9 protein-coding genes are annotated in these 19,314 nt (G+C 72.1%); 2 read left to right on the forward strand and 7 right to left on the reverse strand.

The features are described 5' to 3' along the window. Positions 1-8: 8 nt before the first annotated feature. From ACIQPT_RS02030 to ACIQPT_RS02055, 6 genes are read right to left on the reverse strand one after another with little or no spacing between them, the layout of a single operon-like run. Positions 9-1,199: a cytochrome P450 gene (locus ACIQPT_RS02030; RefSeq protein WP_401151515.1), complete on the reverse strand. Its 1,191-nt coding sequence runs from the start codon at positions 1,197-1,199 to the stop codon at positions 9-11. 45 nt (positions 1,200-1,244) lie between these two features. Next, positions 1,245-2,300, reverse strand: a complete 1,056-nt coding sequence (locus ACIQPT_RS02035) for an MDR family NADP-dependent oxidoreductase (protein WP_401151518.1) — start codon at positions 2,298-2,300, stop codon at positions 1,245-1,247. Further along, positions 2,297-4,024 carry a phytoene desaturase family protein gene (locus ACIQPT_RS02040; RefSeq protein WP_401151521.1) on the reverse strand — a complete coding sequence of 576 codons (1,728 nt, stop codon included), beginning with the start codon at positions 4,022-4,024 and terminating at the stop codon, positions 2,297-2,299. Before ACIQPT_RS02040 ends, ACIQPT_RS02035 begins: the two co-directional genes overlap by 4 nt. Next, complete coding sequence (locus ACIQPT_RS02045; RefSeq protein ID WP_401151523.1) at positions 4,021-5,703, reverse strand: phytoene desaturase family protein; 1,683 nt, start codon at positions 5,701-5,703, stop codon at positions 4,021-4,023. The genes ACIQPT_RS02040 and ACIQPT_RS02045 overlap by 4 nt, the downstream gene beginning before the upstream one ends. Further along, on the reverse strand, positions 5,693-15,085 hold the full coding sequence (locus ACIQPT_RS02050) for an amino acid adenylation domain-containing protein (protein WP_401151525.1): 9,393 nt from the start codon (positions 15,083-15,085) through the stop codon (positions 5,693-5,695). The genes ACIQPT_RS02045 and ACIQPT_RS02050 overlap by 11 nt, the downstream gene beginning before the upstream one ends. 41 nt (positions 15,086-15,126) lie before the next feature. After that, the gene (locus ACIQPT_RS02055; RefSeq protein ID WP_401151528.1) at positions 15,127-16,068 is read right to left on the reverse strand and encodes a sterol desaturase family protein; all 942 of its coding nucleotides are present in this window, start codon (positions 16,066-16,068) and stop codon (positions 15,127-15,129) included. Positions 16,069-16,658: 590 nt separating this feature from the next. Between ACIQPT_RS02055 and ACIQPT_RS02060 the strand changes: the two genes are divergently transcribed. Then, positions 16,659-17,873, forward strand: coding sequence for a cysteine desulfurase-like protein (locus ACIQPT_RS02060; RefSeq protein WP_401151531.1), 1,215 nt, complete (start codon positions 16,659-16,661; stop codon positions 17,871-17,873). Between the two features lie 3 nt (positions 17,874-17,876). Here the strand turns inward: ACIQPT_RS02060 and ACIQPT_RS02065 are convergent, their stop codons facing one another. After that, positions 17,877-18,644, reverse strand: a complete 768-nt coding sequence (locus ACIQPT_RS02065) for a class I SAM-dependent methyltransferase (RefSeq protein WP_401151533.1) — start codon at positions 18,642-18,644, stop codon at positions 17,877-17,879. A gap of 73 nt (positions 18,645-18,717) precedes the next feature. Between ACIQPT_RS02065 and ACIQPT_RS02070 the strand changes: the two genes are divergently transcribed. Further along, positions 18,718-19,218: a MarR family winged helix-turn-helix transcriptional regulator gene (locus ACIQPT_RS02070; protein WP_401151535.1), complete on the forward strand. Its 501-nt coding sequence runs from the start codon at positions 18,718-18,720 to the stop codon at positions 19,216-19,218. Positions 19,219-19,314: the final 96 nt, after the last annotated feature.

Raw genomic sequence — 19,314 nt, forward strand, 5'->3', positions numbered from 1 at the left:
CGGCGGCCCTACCATCCGACGCCGAGCCGCTGGGGGCTGCGGGAGGTCGTTCCGGTGCGCCAGGCGACCGCGTCCGCGGGCTCCACGAGTCGCAGGCCGGGGAAGCGGGCGGCCAGGCGGTGCAGGGCGAGCTGGAGCTCCGTGCGGGCCAGCCAGGCGCCGAGGCAGTAGTGGGGTCCGGCGCCGAAGGAGAGCGTGGGGGCCTCCAGCGGGGCGAACAGGTCGTGGAGGGTGGCGGGCGGGAAGACCTCGGGGTCGCGGTTGGCCATGCCGCAGTCGGCGAGCACGATCGCGCCGGCCGGGATCGTCACCCCGCCGACCTCGACGTCCGTGGCGGCGTGGCGGGCGCTGCCCCGGTCGTCGCCCAGCGGGACGAGGTGGACGAGGCGGTCGGCGAGGCGTCCGGCGGCCTCCTCGTCGGCGCCGAGGAGGGCCCAGGTCTCGCGGCGTTCACCCAGGAGGTAGAGCAGCGCGTTGCCGAGCATGGTCATCGTGCTGTCGTGGCCGCCGACGACCAGACCGCACACCAGGCTGACCAACTGGGCCTCGGGTACGCCCCCTTCCTCGTCGGCCGCCGCGACCAGGCCGCTGATCAGGTCGTCGCCGGGCGTCCGGCGCCGCTCCTCAAGGAGGTCCGCGCCGAACGCGCTGAACTCCTCGAGGGAGGACGCCACTTCTTCCCCGTCGTGGGTGCCGTCGGAGAAGGCGTGTTCGCTCCAGTGCCGCAGCCGGCCCCATGCGGACTCCTCGAGCCCCATCAGCCGGCTGATCACCGCCACCGGCAGCGGGAGGCTGAACTCCGCCACCACGTCGGCCGGTTGCGGACGGGTCTCCAGCCGGTCGAGGAGTTCGTCGACGATCGCGGCGATCCACGGCCGCCAGCGGGCGACGGCCCTCGGGGTGAACGCGCGCCGCAGGGTGCGGCGCAGCCGCAGATGGCCGGGGCCGTCCTGGTTGAACATCAGGTCCGGGTCGTTCACCAGGTCGGGTACGTCGGAGAGGGCCGGTGCGTCGGCGGCGTACAGCTGTGCCCGGCCGAACCGCGGGTCGGAGAGCACCTGCCGGACGTCGTCGTACCGGCTGACGAGCCAGGCGGGGCCGCCGCCGGGCAGCTCGGTCGGGCAGGGCGGGCCGGGTTTCTCGAAGTGCAGGCGGTGCATCGGCACCGGCGCGGGACGCGTGGGCTCGGTGGCGGTCAACGTGCCTCCTGGGATGGGTGGTGAGGATGCTTCCGGCCTCGCGGGTCAGAGCTCGACGAGGACCTTGCCGCGGTTGGCCGCCCGGTCGGCGTAGAGGCTGCCGTAGGCGGCGGGGATGCGGTCGAAGCCGTGGTGCAGGGTGTGGTCGCAGACGACCTCGCCGCGCCGGACCCGGCCGCCCAGCTCGGTGTGGAGGTCCTGCCAGTTCTGGTCGGTGAACCATTCCAGGGAGAAGATGCCGCGGACGGTGGCGCGCGGGAACATCAGGTAGGGCAGGAGCCGGGGGCCGGTGTCCTCGTTGCCGACCTGGGTCGCCCACTGCCAGCACACCGCCACCTGGCTGCCGATGTTGAGCATGGGGAACACCGCGTCGGTGACGGTGCCGCCGAGGTTGTCGAAGTACCGGTCGACGCCGTCGGGGGCGGCGCGGGCGAGCGCCTCGCGGACGGTTGCCTCGCCGTCGCCGTGGCGGTAGACGATCACCGCGTCGAAGCCGAGCCCGGTGAGGTAGTCCGCCTTCTCCGGGGACGAGGTGGTGCCGATCACCCGGGCGCCGGCGAGCGCGGCGAGCTGTCCGACGAGGGCGCCGACCGCGCCGGAGGCCCCGCTGATGACGAGGGTCTCACCGGGGCTGATCGTCATGTACTTGGAGAGGGTCCCCCAGGCGGTCATGCCGGGTCCGCCCATCACGCTGAGGGCGGTCGGCAGCGGCAGGGCGTCGTCGTACCACCGGGGGTCCAGCCTGCGGTACGCCGGGAAGACCATGGGGAACGTGCCGGTCTGCCAGAGTTCGGCCGCGCCGGTGCTGATCACATGGGTGCGCCAGCCGCCGAAGCCCTGGACGAGGTCGCCCGCGCGGTGTGCGGCGCGCGGGCCCGCCTCCACCACCTCCATGATCGAGTCGGCGCCCATGTGCCGGCCGATGGGGGTGTCGAGGGCGATGCCCTGGAGGTAGGGGTCGACGGAGACGTACAGGGTGCGCAGGAGCATCTCGTCGGGGGCGAGGGTCACGTCGACGTTCTCGACGACCTTCTCGTAGACGCGGTCCACGTCGGGCACGCCCTCGACGTGTTCGCGGACCACCCATTTCGCGATCTTCATGGCTTCCTCTCCGTCGGTGCGGCGGGGCGGACGGGCACGGGGATGACCCGGTGGGTCGGTGGTGGTGCGGTGAGGTCGAGCGATGCGGTGAAGGGCCGGTCGTCGTCGCGGCAGACGAACTGCATGACGTGGCGGCCGGCGGCGGCGGCCCGGATGAGCCCGCCGGTGGTGGCCCAGACGCCGGACTGGTAGAAGTCGTGCAGTCCGGGGAGGCCCGGGCCGTGCTTCTTGATCAGCTCTTCGAGGGTCTCGCCGCTCTCGACGAAGGGTTGCCAGCCGAGGACGGTGCCGTCGTAGTTGCCGGTGTAGCGGACCTGGGTGAGGGGGCTGGAGACGTCGCGGACGACGATCGCGTCCCGCAGGCCGGGGTGGCGCTGTTCCAGGAAGCCGACGAGGGCTTCGCGGGCCCGCCGTTTCGCCGCGTAGTAGCCGCGCCCGTGCCGTACGGGCAGGGTGTGCAGCTCCTTGCCGCCGCGGGTGCGGGTGATCTGTTCGGGGCCCTCGTCCAGGGCGCGCCAGGGGGCGATGTCGCAGAAGTAGGTGGCGTAGACGACGGTGGTGCCGTCCGGGGACAGTTCGGGGTAATGGCGGCTGCGGAACTGGACGTTGATGCTGGGGTGGCGGATGCCGGTCAGTTCGGCGGCCCTGGCCTCGTCGAGGAGGTACGTCGTGCAGGGGTCGCCCTCGGGGAACGGGCGGGAGAGGCCGAGGAAGAGGGTGAAGTAGCCGGGGAAGACCATGCCGGGTTCGTGGATGGTCTCGGTGTAGAGCTTGCGGTAGTCCTCGCCGAGGTATTTGCCTTCCAGGAACTTCATGGTGGTGGTGTAGCCGTCGCAGGCCGATACGACGATGTCGGCGCGGAGTTCCTTGCCGTCGCTGAGCCGGACGCCGACCGCCCGGTCGTCCTCGACGATCACCGTCTCGACCTTCGTGTTGTACGAGATCTCGCCGCCGAGCCGGCGGTAGCGGGCCTCGATCGACTCCGCGAGTCCGAGGGAGCCGCCCTCGGGGACGCCGGCGGAGAGGTTGGCGTGCGATGCGAGCTGGAAGTGGAACGGGAGGACGGGGAAGGCCGGGTGCTTCTCGTACAGGATGAAGTTGAAGGCCTCCCGCAGGAGGGGGTCCTTGAACTTCGCGGAGAAGTCGGTCATCAGGACCGTGATCGTGGTGCGTACGGCGTTGACGTACGGCAGGAACGAGGCGAGCATCCGCCAGCGCTCCCGGCGGCCCATCAGCCCGACGGGCTTGAGGAAGGGGTAGACCGCCAATGCCTTGCGGAAGCTGCGCAGTTGGGCGCAGAACTTCCGTACGAGGCGGGCGTCGGCGGGCGAGAGGGCGATGAGGTGGGCTTCGAGGCGGTCCGGGTCGGAGTAGAAGTGGACGGCCCGGCCGTCCGTGCCGCGCACGATGTTGAAAACGTCGAAGTGGCGGATCTCCTTGCCCTGGAGGGCGCCGAGCTCCAGCCAGATCTGGTGCATCTCGTTGCCGGGGCCGCTGCCGAGGAGCCAGCTGACGCAGGCGTCCAGGGTGAAGCCGCCGCGCTCCCAGGCGGTGCAGCAGCCGCCGGGCAGCTCGTGCATTTCCAGGATGTGGGTGCGGTAGCCGTTCATCCGGGCGTAGCAGCCGGTGGAGAGACCGCCGAGACCGGCCCCGATGATGATCATCGTCTCCCGGGGCCGGCGCGCACCGCCGTCGCGCCGGGGCCCGTTGCCGTCTCCGCTCATGAGTTCTCGCTCTCCCGTGCGGACCACCGGTCGAGCTGGGGCAGGTGTCCCAGCTTGTCGGGGTGCCAGGGTTCGGCGCCCTTGCTCTCCCAGGCCCGGAATTCCAGGCCGAGTTCGCGGCAGAGGTACTGGACGGCGAAGCGGCCGGTGGAGGCGGCGCGGATCAGGCCGCCCATGCCGACCCACTGCCCGGCCATGGAGAAGCCACTCAGTCCGGGCAGCCGCATCCGGTCCTTGCCGACCAGGCGTGCGGCGACGTCGTCGGCGTCGGAGAACGCCTTCCAGGCGAGGATGGAGCCGCCGAGGTTGCCGGTGTAGCGGTGGGTCGTGGCGGGAGTGGCGACTTCGACGATGTCGATGCGCTCGGCGGTGCCGGGGCTGCGGCGTTCGAGGAAGTCCCGGACGAAGTGGGCGACTTCGCGCTTGCGCCGGCGGTACTCCTTGCGGTCCCTGGTGCGCAGGTCCTTCCAGTGGGCGTAGTCGCTGAAGTAGGTGCAGTGCAGGACGGAGTGGCCCGGTGGTGCGAAGCCGCCGGAGTAGCGGGAGCGGGCCTGCACGACGAGGCTGTCCTGCAGGGCGCCGGGGAGGTGGGCCGCGTCGTCCGGGCCGAGGAGGTGCGTGGTGCTGTGCGCCTCGTCGGGGTCCAGGTCGCCGCGCAGGCCGACGAAGGCGGAGACGACGGCGGGGAAGAGGGTGCCGGGGCGGTGCAGGAGGTCGGTGTAGAGCTTGTCGATGCGGGGGCCGGTGTACCGGCCGCCCAGGAGTCCGTAGACGGTGGTGTGGCCGTCGCAGGCGGAGACCACGTGTTCGGCGAAGTACCTTTTCCCGCCCCGGAGTTCGATGCCGATCGCCCGGTCGTTCTCGACCAGGATCCGTTCGGTGCGGGCCCGGTAGGTGACCGTGCCGCCCAGGCTCCGGTAGCGCTCCTCGACCGAGCGGGCGAGGCCGAGCGAACCGCCTTGCGGGAAGCCCGCGTTGCCGTGGTGGGCGGCTGCCATGTTGAAGAGGTACGGCAGCAGCGGGAAGCCCTCCGGGTCCTGGAAGAAGATGTTGCGGAACGCCTTGCGCAGCAGCGGGTCCTGGAACCGGTCGGCGAAGACGTGCATCGGGGTGGCGGCGGTCCGCCAGAACAGCCGGAAGGCGGGGAGCACCGTGCGCAGGGTCTGGACCCGTTCGCGTACGGTCCGCAGCGCGGGCGCGGTGAGGAACGGGTACAGCTCGATGTCGATGAAGCGCCGCAGGTCCCGGGTGAAGGCCCGGATGAGCGGGGCGTCGGCGGGTGAGATCTCCAGGAGGTGGGCCTCCAGGCGGTCGGGGTCGTTGTAGAACGTCACCGACCGGCCGCTCTCGTCCTCGACCTTGTTGAACAGCTCGAAGTTGGTGACGGTCTTGCCGTCGAGCGCGCCGAGTTCGCTCCACACCCGGTGGGCGTCGTTGCCCGGGGCGGTGCCGATGAGCCACTCGATGCAGTAGTCGAAGAGGTATCCGTCGCGCGACCAGGCGGTGCAGCAGCCGCCGGGCAGCACGTGCTTCTCGAAGATCCGGGTCCTGGCGCCGCTCATCTGCGCGTAGCAGCCGGTGGAGAGGCCGGCCACGCCCGCGCCGACGACGATGACGCGGGGCGGGGTGCCCGGGGCGCGGTCCCGGCTGGTCCAGTCGGTGGGGTCGTCATCCGCCATGGGCCGCGTCTCCCGTCAGGACGGAGCGCACCAGCTCGGCGTTGCGGGGCAGGTGTTTGGCGTCGAGCATGTCGGCGTGGACGCCGGAGCCACGCAGTACGGCGGTGGCGCCGGTGGAGCTGCCGTGCCAGGTGCCGTGCTCCCCGGCGGCGTAGAGGGCGGCCTTCTCCTCGTCGGTGATCACGCTGACGGTCGCGGCGACCGTGCCGGTGTTGGGGGTGCGGCCGCAGAAGGCGAGGTATTCGGCGGCGTGGGCGAGGGTCTCGTGGGCGACGGCGTCGGATCCGGTGTGTTTGCGTACGTGGTCGGCGAGTTCGGCCTCGAAGGCGGCGATGCCGGAGGCGTCCGGTTCGTAGGCGGCGAGGATGCGGCGGGAGTCGAGGATGACGACGTGGGCGACGTGGCGGCCGCGCCGCTCCAGCTCCTTGGCCGTCTCGAAGGCGAGGTTGCCGCCGAGGGAGTAGCCCAGGAGGAGGTAGGGGCCGTCGGGGCGGGCGGCCTCGATCAGGTCGGCGTACCGGGCGACCTTGTCGTCGCCGGGGAGGTAGTTGAAGCCGATGACGGTGTGGTCGGGGAGCTGGGCGGCCAGGCCCCGGTAGACGAGCCCGTGGCCGCCGGCGGGCGGGAAGCAGAAGAGGGCGGGGTGCTGTCCGGCGTTGAAGGTGAGGCTGGGCAGTTCGTCGGCGGTGGTGCCGAGCAGCACGTCCTCCACCGTGGCGGCCATGCCGTGCAGGGTGGTGACCTGGTAGAGCCTGCTGACGGGGACGCCGACGCCGAACTCGGTGCGCAGATGGTGGAGGAGTTCGATGAGCTTGATCGAGCTTCCGCCGAGTTCGAAGAAGTCGTCCTCCAGACCGACCTGTTCGCGGCCCAGGAGGGTCTTCCAGTGCCGGGCGACGCTGACCTCGTACAGGGTCACGGGCTCCTCGTGCGGCCGGTCCCCCGCCTCCGCCGGTGGGGCCGGCAGGGCGGCCGTGTCGACCTTGCCGTTGGTGGTCAGCGGCAGGGCGGGCAGTTCGGTGAAGTGGGACGGGATCATGTACGAGGGCAGCGAGCGCGCCAGGTGGCGGCGCAGGGCCCGGACATCCAGGGAGGCGCCGGGCGCGGGGACGCAGTAGGCGCAGAGCGCCGCGTCTCCCCCGGTGTCGGTGCGTACGGTGACGACCGCCCGGGCGATCGGGGGCCACTGGGCGAGGTGTGCCTCGATCTCGCCGATCTCGATGCGGTGGCCGCGCAGTTTGACCTGTCCGTCGGTCCGGCCGAGCAGGTGCACCCGGCCGTGTGCGTCCCAGCGGGCGATGTCGCCGGTGCGGTAGAGCCGTTCGGGCCGGGCGTGCGCGTCCCGGCCGAGCGTACGGGTGACGAACCGCTCCTCGGTCTGCTCGGGGTCCCCGGCATAGCCGAGGGCGACGCCGTCGCCGCCGATCCAGAGTTCGCCGGGCACACCGGGCGGGACGGGTTCGCCGTGGGTGTCGAGGACATGGAGGGTGCTGTTGGGGAGGGGCCGGCCGATGGGGACCATCGCGCCGGGTTCCAGGTCGTCGACGGGACCCTCGAAGTACGCGCTGTCGATGGTGGCCTCGGTGAGGCCGTAGGAGTTGACGAGGCGGGTGCCCGGTCCGCACAGCTCGGCCAGCCTGCGGTACTCCCCCACGCTCCAGGCGTCCGAGCCGACCACCAGCAGCCGCAGGAAGTCCAGCCGCAGCCCCTCCCGGTCGCAGTGGTCCATCAGCGCACGGACGACGGCGGGGACGAACTCGGCGCAGTCGACCCGCTCCTGACGCATCGTCCGGTAGAGCCGGGTGGTGTCGAAGAGGAGGTCGCGGTCGGCCAGGACGAGGGTCCCGCCCGAGCACAGGGCGCGCACCAGGTCGCCGGTGAACACGTCGAAGGACGATTCGGCCATCTGGAGGTGCGTCCGGACGTCGGTCCCCAGCCGGTACTCCTGCCGCCACGCGGCGTGGGCGGAGGCGAGGTTGCGGTGGCTGACGCGGACGGCCTTGGGGCGGCCGGTGGATCCGGAGGTGGTGATGATGTACGCGGGTGAGTCCGGGCCCGCCTCGGGCGCCGGTCCGTCCGGATGCGGTGCGGTGCGGTCGAGCGCGGCGAGGGTGAGTGTCGGGACGGTCAGGGCCCCGGTCTGCTCCGGTCCGGCGTCGTCCGCGACGAGGACGAGTCCGGCGCCGGTGGCCGTCACGAGGTGGGCGAGCCGGTCGGCGGGCTGGTCGGGCCGCAGCGGCAGATAGGCGGCGCCGGCCTTGAGCACGGCGAGCAGGGCGACGATCAGCTCGGGCGACTTGTCCAGGCACAGGACGACCACCGAGCCGTCGCCGATGCCGAGGGCCCGCAGCCGGGCGGCGGTGTCGGCGGCCCGCCGATCCAGTTCCGCGTAGGTCAGCCGGTGCGCCCCGCCGCTCGCGGTGGGCATGGTCACGGCGACGGCCGAGGGGCGCTCGGCGGCGACGCGGGCGATGCGTGCCTGGACCGGGGTGAACGGCTCTTCCCGTGCGTCGTCCCGGGGCCCGTCGGGCGGCAGGGCGGGGCGGCTCCACTCCCCGACGAGCCGCTCCCGCTCCCGGTCGCCGAGCATCTCCAGGCGGGAGGCGGGCAGTTCGCCCGGGGCGTGGGTCATCCGGTCGAGGAGGCGGGTGTAGTGGGCGGCCATGCGGCGCATGGTCTCCGGGAGGAAGAGGTCGGTGTTGTACTTGAACACGCAGTGGAAGCGGCCCTCGGCCTCGTCCTCGTAGGCGGACAGCGTTATGTCGAACTGCCCTTCCTCCTCAGGAAGTTCGATGTACTCCAGGCGGTAGCCGTACTGCTCGGTCGCCACCTTGTGGGTGAGGAGGATGAACATCGCCTGGAAGACGGCGGAGCGGCTGGGGTCGTGCTGGAGGCCCAGCTCCTCGACGAGGAGGACGAAGGGGTACTCCTGGTTGTCGAGGCCGCCGAGGACGGTCCGGCGGACCTGTTGCAGCAGTTCGGCGACGGTCGGGTCCTCGGACAGATCGGCGTGCAGGGGCAGCGGGTTGACGAAGTAGCCGTAGACGGAGGAGAAGTCCTGCCGGGTGCGGCCGGTCACCGGGCTGCCGACGACGATGTGGTCCTGCCCGGAGTAGCGGTGCAGCAGGAGGTAGTAGGCGCTCAGCAGCACCATGAACGGGGTGACGCCGTGGGCGCGGGCCAGGGCGTGGACGCGGGCGCTGAGGGCGTCGTCGAGGACGAAGAACTCGGAGGCCCCGTTGTGGGTCTGGACCGCCGGGCGCGGTTTGTCGACGGGGAGGTCCAGGAGCGGGACCTCGGCCGGCAGGTGGGTGCGCCAGTAGTCGAGCATGCCGGCCGCCCCGGGCCCGGCCAGGAAGGTGTTCTGCTGGTTGAGGAAGTCGAGGTAGCGGGCCTCGATCGGAGGGAGCTGCGGTTCCTGGTTGCGGCGCAACGCCTCGTAAACGCTGAGGAGTTCCTCGATGAAGGTGAAGGTGGAGATGGCGTCCGAGACGATGTGGTGGACGGCCTTCATGATGATCCAGCGGTCCGGGCCCCGCTTGAAGAGGCGGAAGCGGACCAAGGGGTCGTGGGCGAGGTCGTAGGGCTTGCGGTACTCCTGGACGATCGTCGCGTGGATGGACTCCCAGTCCTCGCCCTGGACGTCGAAGAGGGCGAGGTCGGTGGCGGCGTCCTCGGAGACCCGCTGCACGGCCTGGCCGTCCACCAGGAGGAAGTTGGTGCGCAGCGCCGGGTGGCGGGCGATGAGGCGGCGGACGGCCTCGAACATCAGGTCCGGTTCGAGGGCGACGTTCACCTCGACGGCCCCGCCGATGTTGTACGCGTAGCCGTCGGGGTTGAGGTGCTTGAGGAACCAGAGCGCTTTCTGGTTCTGGGTGAGCGGGTACTGCCGCTCGTCGCTGTGGAGTTCGACCGGGCCCGCCGCCCCGTCGGGGGTGTCGGCCGAGGCCAGGGCGCTGAGGCCGTCGTGGAGCTGGGCGGCGAGTTCCCCGGCCGGGGTGCCGCTGAGGAGGGCGACCACGGGCAGGGCGACGCCGAGTTCGGCGTGGATCCGGGCCCGTAGCTCCATGGCGAGGAGCGAGTCGAGGCCGAGTTCACCGAGGCCGGTGGCGGGGTCGATGCGGTCCGTGCCGGTGCGCAGCACGGTGGCCGCGAGCGTGGCGAACCGCTCGGCGACCAGGGTGCGGCGGGTCTCCTCGTCGGCGGCGCGGAAGGTGTCGAGGAATCCGTTGCCGGAGGCGGCGTCGCCCGGTGGGGCGGCGGCCGCGGCGAGGTCGGCGACCAGGGGCGGCGGGGACGGATACCAGGCGAGGAAGACGGGCCAGTCGACGACGGTGGCGACGACGAGCTGGGCGTGGTCCTGGCCGATGACGCGTTCCAGGACGGCCATGCCGGCGTCCGGGGAGAGCGAGCTCATGCCCCGGCTGTGCAGGTAGTGGTCGACCAGGCCGAGTTCCTCGATCATGCCGGTGGCCCAGGGGCCCCAGTCCAGGCTGAGCGCGGGCAGGCCCCGGGCGCGGCGGTGGTGGGCGAGGGCGTCCAGGAAGGCGTTCCCGGCGGCGTAGTTGGTCTGGCCGGCCGTGGTCAGCAGGGAGGCGATCGAGGCGAAGAGCACGAAGTGTTCGAGGGGTTCGTCCCGCAGGTGCCGGTGCAGGAGGTGGGCGCCGACGGTCTTGGGGTCGTGGACGGCGTCGAAGGCGGCCCGGTCCAGATCGGCGACGAGCGTGTCGCGGACCTGTCCGGCCAGGTGGAACACCCCGCGTACGGGCGGCGCCCCGCTCTGCCGGTGGGCGTCGAGCCAGCCGGTCAGGGCGTCCTCGTCGGTGATGTCGAGGGTCGCCAGGACGGGCTGTGCGCCGAGCGCCTCCAGCTCGCGGAGCAGGGCGACGGCCCGGCCCTCGGCGGTGGCGGGGTCGGTGCCGGCCCATTTCTCCCGGGCCGGGACGGGGGTGCGCCCGACCAGGACGATCCGGCGGGCCCCGCGGCGTACGAGGGTGCGGCACAGCAGCCGGCCGAGCGCGCCGAACGCACCGGTGACCAGATAGCTTCCGTCGGCCCGCAGGCGCGGCGGCAGCGGCCGGGTCAGGCCCTCGGCGGGGCGGAGGCGGCTGGTGCGGCGGCCGCCGTCGCGCAGGGCGATCTCCTCCTCGTCGTCGCTGAGCACCTCGGCGAGGAGCGCTTCGGCCTCGGCCCGGTCGCTGTCGGGTCCCGGCCGGCGCCGGGGGTCGAGGTCGATGAGTTTGCCGGGGTGTTCGATCAGCTCCTGGTGCCGCAGCACGCGGCCGATGCCCCAGGCGGGTGCGCCGAGGGGTTCGGGCCCCTCGCCGGGGAGGGCGGGCTGGGCGCCACGGGTGACGATGTGCAGCCGTCCCCCGCCGCCCCGGGCGAGGAGGAGCCGGGCGAGGGCGATCAGTGAGTACGCGCCCGCGCCGGTGTGGTCGCGGAGGGCGGCCCGGTCGCAGTCGGCGAGGGCGGGGGCGTCGAGGTTCCACAGATGCAGGACGGTGCCCCGGAAGGGGCCGCCGTCGCGGTCCAGGTCGGCGAGGAGACGGCGCAGATCGGCGTCGGATCCGGGGTCGACGGTGAACGTGGCGCCGTCGCCGGAGGCGGTGTAGGCCGCGCCCCGGCGCACCAGGCGGCAGCGTTCGCCCCGGGTCGCGGCGAGGGCGGCGAAGGCGTCCGCGACACCTCCGGTGTCGGCGAGGACCAGCCAGTCGTGGTCGCGGGCCGTGCCCGCGGCGGGCAGTGGCGGGCAGGCGGTCCAGACGGGTTCGGCGAGCCAGGAGTCGATCGTGGTCCGGGCGACGGCGGTGGCGGCCTTCTCCACGTCGGCGGCGCGGAAGCCGTGGACGCGGCCGAGCGGGGTGCCGTCGTCGGCGTACAGGGCGATGTTCCCGAGGGTGGTGTCCGCGTCGCCGGGGAGCAGGGTGGCGTGGGCCCAGAACGGCTGGTCGCCGATGGGTTCGAGGGCGACCTCCTCCAGCGAGAGCGGCAGCCTGATCCCGGTGCCGGGTGCGGGACCTCCGGGGGTCGGCGGGGTCGGAGGGATCAGCGGAGTCAGGAGCGTCTGGAAGCAGGCGTCGAGGAGGACGGGGTGGAGGTGGTGGCCGGCGGCGTCGTCGCCGATGGCCCGGGGCGGGCGGATCCGGGCGAGGACCTCGCCGGTGCCGATCCAGACCTCCTCGATGGCCTGGAAGGCGGGGCCGTAGTGGTAGCCGAGGGCGGCGAGGGCGGTGTAGCAGTCGGGGCCTTCGAGACGTCGGAGGGACCGGGACCGGATCGCGGGGGCGTCGAGCGGCGGGTCGGTGCGGCGGCGCTGCCCGGTGCGGACGATCCCCCGGGCGTGCACGGCGCGCTCTCCGTCGTCCCCGGTCGGGGAGGCGATGGTGAAGGCGGCGTTCTCCGGGGAGAGCGACACCTCCACGGTCCGGTCCTCGCCGTCGGGCAGGAACAGCGCCTTGCGCAGATCGATGTCGGCGAGGACGGCGGTGGTGCCGCCGGTGAGCCGCAGAACGGCCTGGGCCGCCATTTCCAGATAGCCGGCGGCGGGGAAGACCACCGTGTCCTGGATGCGGTGGTCGGCGAGGTAGGGCAGGTCCTCGGTGCCCAGACGGGCCTGCCAGGTGGGTTCCGTGGCGTCGGTGCGGCGGCCGAGGAGGGGGTGGTCCCGGTGGCCGAGGCGGACCTGGGCGACCGGTCCGGGTTCGGTCCAGTGGCGGTCGCGCCGGAAGGGGTGGCGGGGCAGGGTGACGGGCCGGCCGGCCGGCTGGAGCAGGTCCCAGTCGATGGGAACGCCCAGGTTGTGGAGCGAGCCGAGGGAGGCGGCGAAGCGCTCGCTCTCGTTCTCCCGGCGGCGGATCGAGGGCACGGTGAGTCCGGACGTGCCGCCCGCGTCCAGGCATTCGCGGATCGCGTGGCCGAGGACCGGGTGCGGGCCGATCTCCAGGAACACCTGGTGGCCGTCGGCGGCGATCCGGTCGACGGCGGAGCGGAAGCGCACCCGGTCGCGGACGTTCTTCCACCAGTAGGCGGCGTCCAGTTCCTCGCCCCGGGCGGTTCCCTCGACGCCGGTGAGATACAGCGGCACCTGGGCCGGGCGTGGCTCCAACGGGGCGAGCTCCGTCAGCAGTTCATGCTTGATCCGCTCCATGCCGACGCTGTGGTAGGGCACTTCGACAGTGAGGAACTTCGCGAACTGCTGCTCGGCCCGCAGCTCCTCGGCCAGCAGGGTCAGCGCCGCCTCGTCCCCGGCCAGGGTGATCGCGGTGGGGCTGTTGACGGCGGCGATGGAGACCCGGTCGCTGTAGGGGCGCACGCGGCGCTCCGCCTCGTCCTCCGACAGGCTCACGGCGAGCATGCCGCCCGTGCCGGCCAGGGTCTGCTGGAGGCGGCTGCGGTGGACGACGATCCGGGCCGCGTCCCGCAGGGAGTAGACGCCCGCCGCGTGGAAGGCGGCGATCTCTCCGGTGCTGTGGCCGACCACGGCGTCGGGGCGCACCCCGTGGGACCGCCACAGGGCCGCCAGGGCGACCTGTACGGCGAAGTTCGCGGGCTGGGCGAGCCAGGTCTCGCTCATGCGGGAGACGGACTCGTCGGCGGTCATCTCCTCGATCAGGGACCAGTCGGCGAACTCCCGCAGCGCCCGGTCGCAGGCGGTGACGGCGTCGCGGAAGACCGGCTCCTCCGCGAGCAGTTGGCGGCCCATGCCCCACCACTGGGGGCCCATGCCGGTGAAGACCCACACCAGCCGCCGGTCGGCGGCCTCCCGGGCGCGGCCGTGGACGACCCGGGGGTGGGGTTCGCCGCGTTCGTGGGCGGCCAGGGCCTCGTCGAGGGAGGCGCGGGAGGAGTAGACGACGGACAGCCGCTCGGGGAGGTGCTGGCGGCGGTGGGCCAGGGTGTGGCCGAGGTCGTCCAGGGCCACGGCGGGGCCGTGGTCGCCCGCCAGTTCGCCCCGGATCCCGGCCGCCATCTCGGCCAGGGCGTCCGGGTTGCGAGCGCTGAGCGGCAGAATGCTCCAGAATCGCGCGGCGGCTTCGGCGGGACGAGCGTCGGTCGTGGGCGGCGGGGCCTCCTCCAGGACGACATGGGCGTTGGTGCCGCCGAACCCGAAGGAGTTGACCCCGGCGCGGGCGGGCCCTTCGTGCTCGGGCCAGGCGGTGGGCCGGGTGGGGATCTCGTAGGGCAGGGTCGCCGGGTCGATGGCGGGGTTGAGGTTCTCCAGGTTGATGTGGGGCGGGATCGTCCGGTGCTCGATGCTGAGGACGGTCTTGATCAGCCCGGCGATCCCGGCGGCGGATTCGGTGTGGCCGATGTTCGTCTTGACCGAGCCGACGTAGGCGCGGGCGCCCGGGGCCCGTCCGATGGCCAGCGCGCGGGCCAGGGCGTTCGCCTCGATCGGGTCGCCGACCGGGGTCGAGGTGCCGTGCGCCTCCATGTACTGGAGCTGGCCGGGGGTGATGCCCGCCTCGGCGCAGACCCGGCGGATGAGGTCGACCTGGGCGTCGGCGTTGGGCACGGTGATGCCGTTGGTGTGGCCGTCCTGGTTGACGCCGCTGCCGGCGATCACCGCGTGGATCCGGTCCCCGTCCCGTACGGCGTCGTCCAGCCGCTTCAGCGCGACCAGGCCGACGCCTTCGGCCCGTACGTAGCCGTCGGCGGCGGCGTCGAACGTACGGGAGCGGCCCTCGGGCGAGAGGAACCCGCCCTTCGTCTCGGCGACGGTGTACTGCGGGGCCATGTGCAGCAGGGTGCCGCCGGCCAGCGCGAGGTCGCTCTCCCCGCTGTCGAGCGCCTGGCAGGCCAGGTGGACGGCGACCAGGGAGGAGCTGCACGCGGTGTCGATGGAGAGGCTGGGGCCGCGGAAGTCGAAGCAGTACGAGATGCGGTTCGACACCATCGTCATCATGGTGCCGGTCGCGGTGTGGGCGGCCAGCGAGGTGAAGCCCAGGTCGGCGAATTGCAGGATCTTGTAGTCCAGGGTGAACGCGCCGACGTACACGGCGACGTTGCCGCCGGCGAGGTCGGCGGGCCGCTGGCCGCCGTCCTCCAGGGCCTCCCACGCCACTTCGAGAAGCTTTCGCTGCTGCGGGTCCATGTGGTCGGCCTCGCGGGGGCTGATGCCGAAGAACGCGGGGTCGAACTCGTCGAAGCCGTCGATGTATCCGCCGCGGCCGCCGACGAGGCGCCCGGGTTTGTCGCGGAACCGGCTGCCGAGCGTACGGACGTCGTACCGGTCGGGCGGGGTGGGCGTGATGCAGTCCTTGCCCGCCACCAGATTCCGCCAGTACGTGCGGTGGTCCGAGGCGCCGCCGGGCAGGCGGCAGCCCATCCCGATGATCGCCACCTTGTCGCGTAACGCCCGGTTGTTCGCGTCGGCCATTCGAACTCCTCAAGTCGTGGTGGAGCGTCAGGGGGCGGCGGTCACTCCGGCCCGGGGCCCGGGGCCGGCCGGCGTCGCCAGGGGTGCAGGAGGGCGGCGAGGATCTCGCCGGTGCCGGGGAAGGTCGTGGGGTCGTGGAGGCCGACGGCGGAGGGTTCGCGGCCGGGACGCCAGGTGAAGCTGCCGAAGAGGTGGTCCCAGCACGACAGGTCGGAGCCGTAGTGGCCGGCTTCGGACAGATCGGTGCTGTGGTGCAGTCGGTGCTGCTCGGGGCTGGCCAGCAGATGGTTGAGCGGTCCGATGCGGACATCGATGTTGGCGTGGACGAAGTAGCCCTGGGCGGCGACGAAGAGTCCTACCACCAGCACGGCGGTGCGGGAGAATCCGACGAGGGCCAGGGTCAGTTGGACGAGGCTCTGGGCCAGGACGATGTCCAGGACGTGGTTGACGCCGTTGTTGGCGACATTGACCTTGTCCGGCACGTGATGCACTCCGTGCAGTCGCCAGAGCAGGGCGTTCCGGTGGCCCAGCCGGTGCACCAGATAACTGACGAGCGATCCGGCCAGCAGCGCGCCCGGGATCTCCACCCAGAGGTGGTGGGCCGACTCCTCCGGCGAGATCAGGCCGACGGTCACCGCCACCAGCAGTTGCGCCAGACCGCTTCCGGCCATGGTGAGCAGGAAGTAGATGCCGTACCAGCGCCATTCGTCCTTTCCGGGGTGCCAGTTCCGGTCATAAGGAATCAGCCGTTCCAGAAGGGCCAGATAGGCGATGACCCCGATCAGGAAAAGTGAACTGACCCACGCCGGATCCCATTTCAGCCACAATGCGGCCGCACTCACGGATACGACCGCGAGGAGGAGTACGGGGTAGGCGACGGCGCGAAGGATCCGAGCAGGTGAATTACCTACCCGACTCTTCCGTCCAACCGAAAAGTCGGCCGAATATATTTCGCCATCGGCAGATCGCTCGCGCTCGTCCATCCGTGACCCTCCACAAGTGACAGTGCCGGGGAGAGAGTTCATCGCATCGCATCAGTGCAGGCCAGGGCAGCCTTGGGAGTGACAGGAACCCCGGGTGGCGACCATGGCCCCCGCGCTGGCGACTTTCAGACACCCGACCCCGATGACATTCGGCCGTGGCGTGAACTGATGCCCCCGACCCCATCAGCCCAGATCATCTATTTCCCGTTCCCACAGCTTTAATCACGACCGACTCACGGAAATCTTCCGACGCATTTGCCGACGACGGAATGCGAGAAGGAACGCACAACGGGATCGCACAGTCGAATCGCACAACCGAGGCGAGTTCATTTGTGCGAGCAATTCCTTCATAGGATCATCTCGACGCCGAAAGACGGCGCATTCCGGTGCGCCGGTACCCGATGCTCCACGCTCGGGCGCGTATGCGGGCGGGGAGCGGTGCGCCCGCGCAGAAGCGGCATCCCCGCAAGCGCCCCCGGCCGGCCCGACTCCTTCCGCCGGAGGACACCGCCCTGCGATGATCGCGGCGGGTCCGGCAGCGGGATCCGACAGCGAAGCCCGGCAGCGAATCAGCGAATCGAGGAGCCCTCTTGTCGTACGACGTCGACGCGGTGCGCGCACAGTTCCCCGCCCTGCGGTCCGGCACGGCGCACTTCGACGGGCCGGGCGGCACCCAGACCCCGGCCGCCGTCATCGCCGCGATCGGCGAGGCGATGAGCCGTCCTCTGTCGATCCGGGGCGCCGCGCTGCCCGGGGAGGTGAACGCGGAGGAGATCGTCCGCGGGTTCCGGCGGGCGATGGCGGATCTGCTGGGCGCGGACCCGGGCGGGATCGTGTACGGCCGCAGCGCCACCCAGCTCACGTACGACTTCTCGCGCACCCTGGCCATGACCTGGAACCCGGGGGACGAGGTGGTCGTCAGCCGGCTGGACCACGACGCCAACATCCGCCCGTGGGTGCGGGCGGCCGAGCGCGTGGGTGCGGTGGTGCGGTGGGCCGATTTCGACCCGGCGACCGGCGAGCTGTCCCCGGAGACGGTCGGCGCGCAGATCACCGGGCGGACCCGGCTGGTCGCGGTGACGGGCGCGTCCAACCTCATCGGCACCCGGCCCGACATCCCGGCCATCGCCGGGCTCGTCCACCGGGCCGGCGCGCTGCTGTACGTGGACGGGGTCCATCTCACCGCCCACCGCACGGTGGATGTGGAGCGGCTCGGGGCGGACTTCTTCGTCTGCTCCCCGTACAAGTTCTTCGGCCCGCATCACGGGGTGCTCGCCGCCCGGCCCGAACTGCTCGGCACCCTCCGCCCGGACAAGCTGGCGCCGTCCACCGACGCCGTACCGGAGCGCTTCGAACTCGGCACGCTCCCCTACGAGTCGATGGCGGGGACCCGCGCGGCGGTGGACTTCCTGGCGAGCCTGGGCGCCGATGCCGTATCCGGTGCGGACGCCGGGCGTCGCGAGCGGCTGCGGTCGGCGTACGCGGCGATCGACGCCCACGAGACGGCGCTGCGGGAGAGCATCGAGAAGGCGGTGGGCGAACTGGACGGCGTGACAGTGCGCTCCCGGGCCGCCGAACGCACCCCCACCCTGCTGCTCACCTTCGAGGGCCGGGACGCGGCGGACGCCTACCGCGCCCTCGCCCGCTCCGGCGTCCACGCGCCCGCCGGATCCTTCTACGCCCTGGAGGCCTCCCGCCACCTCGGGCTCGGCGAGGCGGGCGGCCTGCGCGTCGGGCTCTCCGCGTACAACGACACGGCCGACGTGGAACGGCTCCTGACGGGCCTTTCGGACTTCCTGCGATGACGGCTAACGCTCGTCGCGCCGACGGGCGAGATGGACGGTGAGGTCCGCGGCGATCTCGACCGTCGCGGGCAGGACCCGCAGGATCCGCTCGAGCACCTGCTCCCGGTCCGAGGGCGGCAGGACGAGATAGGCGGAGACGGTCGAGAGGTGGCCGACGAAGTCGGGGGCGCTCATGGTCAAGCGCCGTTCGACCACGTCCTGTCGCACATCGGTGAACCACTCGGACCGCAGGAGCTCCGTCCCCGGCCACTGCATCGCGTGCTCGGGAGGCGTCCCGTCCGGGGACGGGATCTGGTCGCTGTCCAGGTACGGCGCTCGCACCGCGCGTACGGCTTCCTCCACCGCCGGGTCGGCCAACTGGATCGGCCCGCCGAACGAGGCGAACACGCCACCGGGCTCCACCAGAGCGGCCATCCGCGGCCATCGCCCCTGCGGGTTCGTCCAGTGCAGGGCCGCCGCCGCGTAGACCAGTCCGCATCTCTCGCCCGGTCGCAGCTCCTCGAACGCGGCGTGCACCGCCCTGACGCTTGCGGGCACGTGCTTGCGGAGCTCGGCCAGCATGGCCGCGTCGGGCTCGGTCGCCGTGACCGCGACACCCCGTCGGGCGAACACGCGGGTCGCCTTGCCGGTCCCGGCGCCGATCTCGAGGGCCGTCCGGACCGGCCTGCCCGCGTACGCGGTCACCAGGTCGAACAGCTCCGTGGGATATCCCGGCCGGTACCGTTCGTATGCCTGCGCCATCGCTCCGAAGCTCCGTGCACGTTCAGCCATGCCGAGCATCCTGGCACGGCGGGCCGCTGATCCCCGGCGGCCCGCAGCCACGCCCGTTCTATACGCTGAAGGCGTGACCAGCGCCGACGACCGACCGAACCGGAGCACCGCCGCGGATTCCGGGGCGCCGCTCACGGACCTCCACACGTTCGCGGTCGAGCTGCGCCGGATGAACGGCGAGATCAACCGGATGACCCACGGTTTCGCGGCGAGCCAGCGGCTGCACCCCACGGACGTGAGCGCGCTCGCCGCCATCCTGGACGCCCCGTCACCCCTGACGCCGGGGGCGCTGCGCGAGCATCTGGGCCTCACCTCCGGCGCGGTGACGGCCTGCCTGGACCGGCTGGAGCGGGCCGGGCACATCCGTCGGGCCCGGGAGAGCGCCGACCGCCGGGTGGTGCACGTGTACTACGAGGCGAGCGCCCGCGCGGCCGCCCGTGACTACTTCCTGCCGCTCGCCGAGGCCACGGCACGGGCCAGGGAGCGCTTCGGCGAGACGGAGCTGACGACCGTCCTGCGCTTCCTCGCCGCCATGAACGAGGAGCTGGCCGCGGTCCCCCCGGCGGGTCGCTGAGGTCTCCGCCACCCCCTTGCGGTTCCCTTCGTGAGCACTCGCGTAATGTATTTCAACAATTGAGATTGTTTGTCGATGAGATATCTGAGGTGCCAG

Origin of the sequence: Streptomyces sp. NPDC091289 (assembly GCF_044757365.1) — a bacterium.
GTDB lineage: Bacteria > Actinomycetota > Actinomycetes > Streptomycetales > Streptomycetaceae > Streptomyces.

Coding starts and splice junctions, on each gene's coding strand:
- ACIQPT_RS02035 (WP_401151518.1), bottom strand. CDS start 2,300: ATGAAGATCGCGAAATGGGTGGTCCGCGAACACGTCGAGGGCGTGCCC.
- ACIQPT_RS02040 (WP_401151521.1), bottom strand. CDS start 4,024: ATGAGCGGAGACGGCAACGGGCCCCGGCGCGACGGCGGTGCGCGCCGG.
- ACIQPT_RS02045 (WP_401151523.1), bottom strand. CDS start 5,703: ATGGCGGATGACGACCCCACCGACTGGACCAGCCGGGACCGCGCCCCG.
- ACIQPT_RS02050 (WP_401151525.1), bottom strand. CDS start 15,085: ATGGCCGACGCGAACAACCGGGCGTTACGCGACAAGGTGGCGATCATC.
- ACIQPT_RS02055 (WP_401151528.1), bottom strand. CDS start 16,068: ATGGACGAGCGCGAGCGATCTGCCGATGGCGAAATATATTCGGCCGAC.
- ACIQPT_RS02065 (WP_401151533.1), bottom strand. CDS start 18,644: ATGGCTGAACGTGCACGGAGCTTCGGAGCGATGGCGCAGGCATACGAA.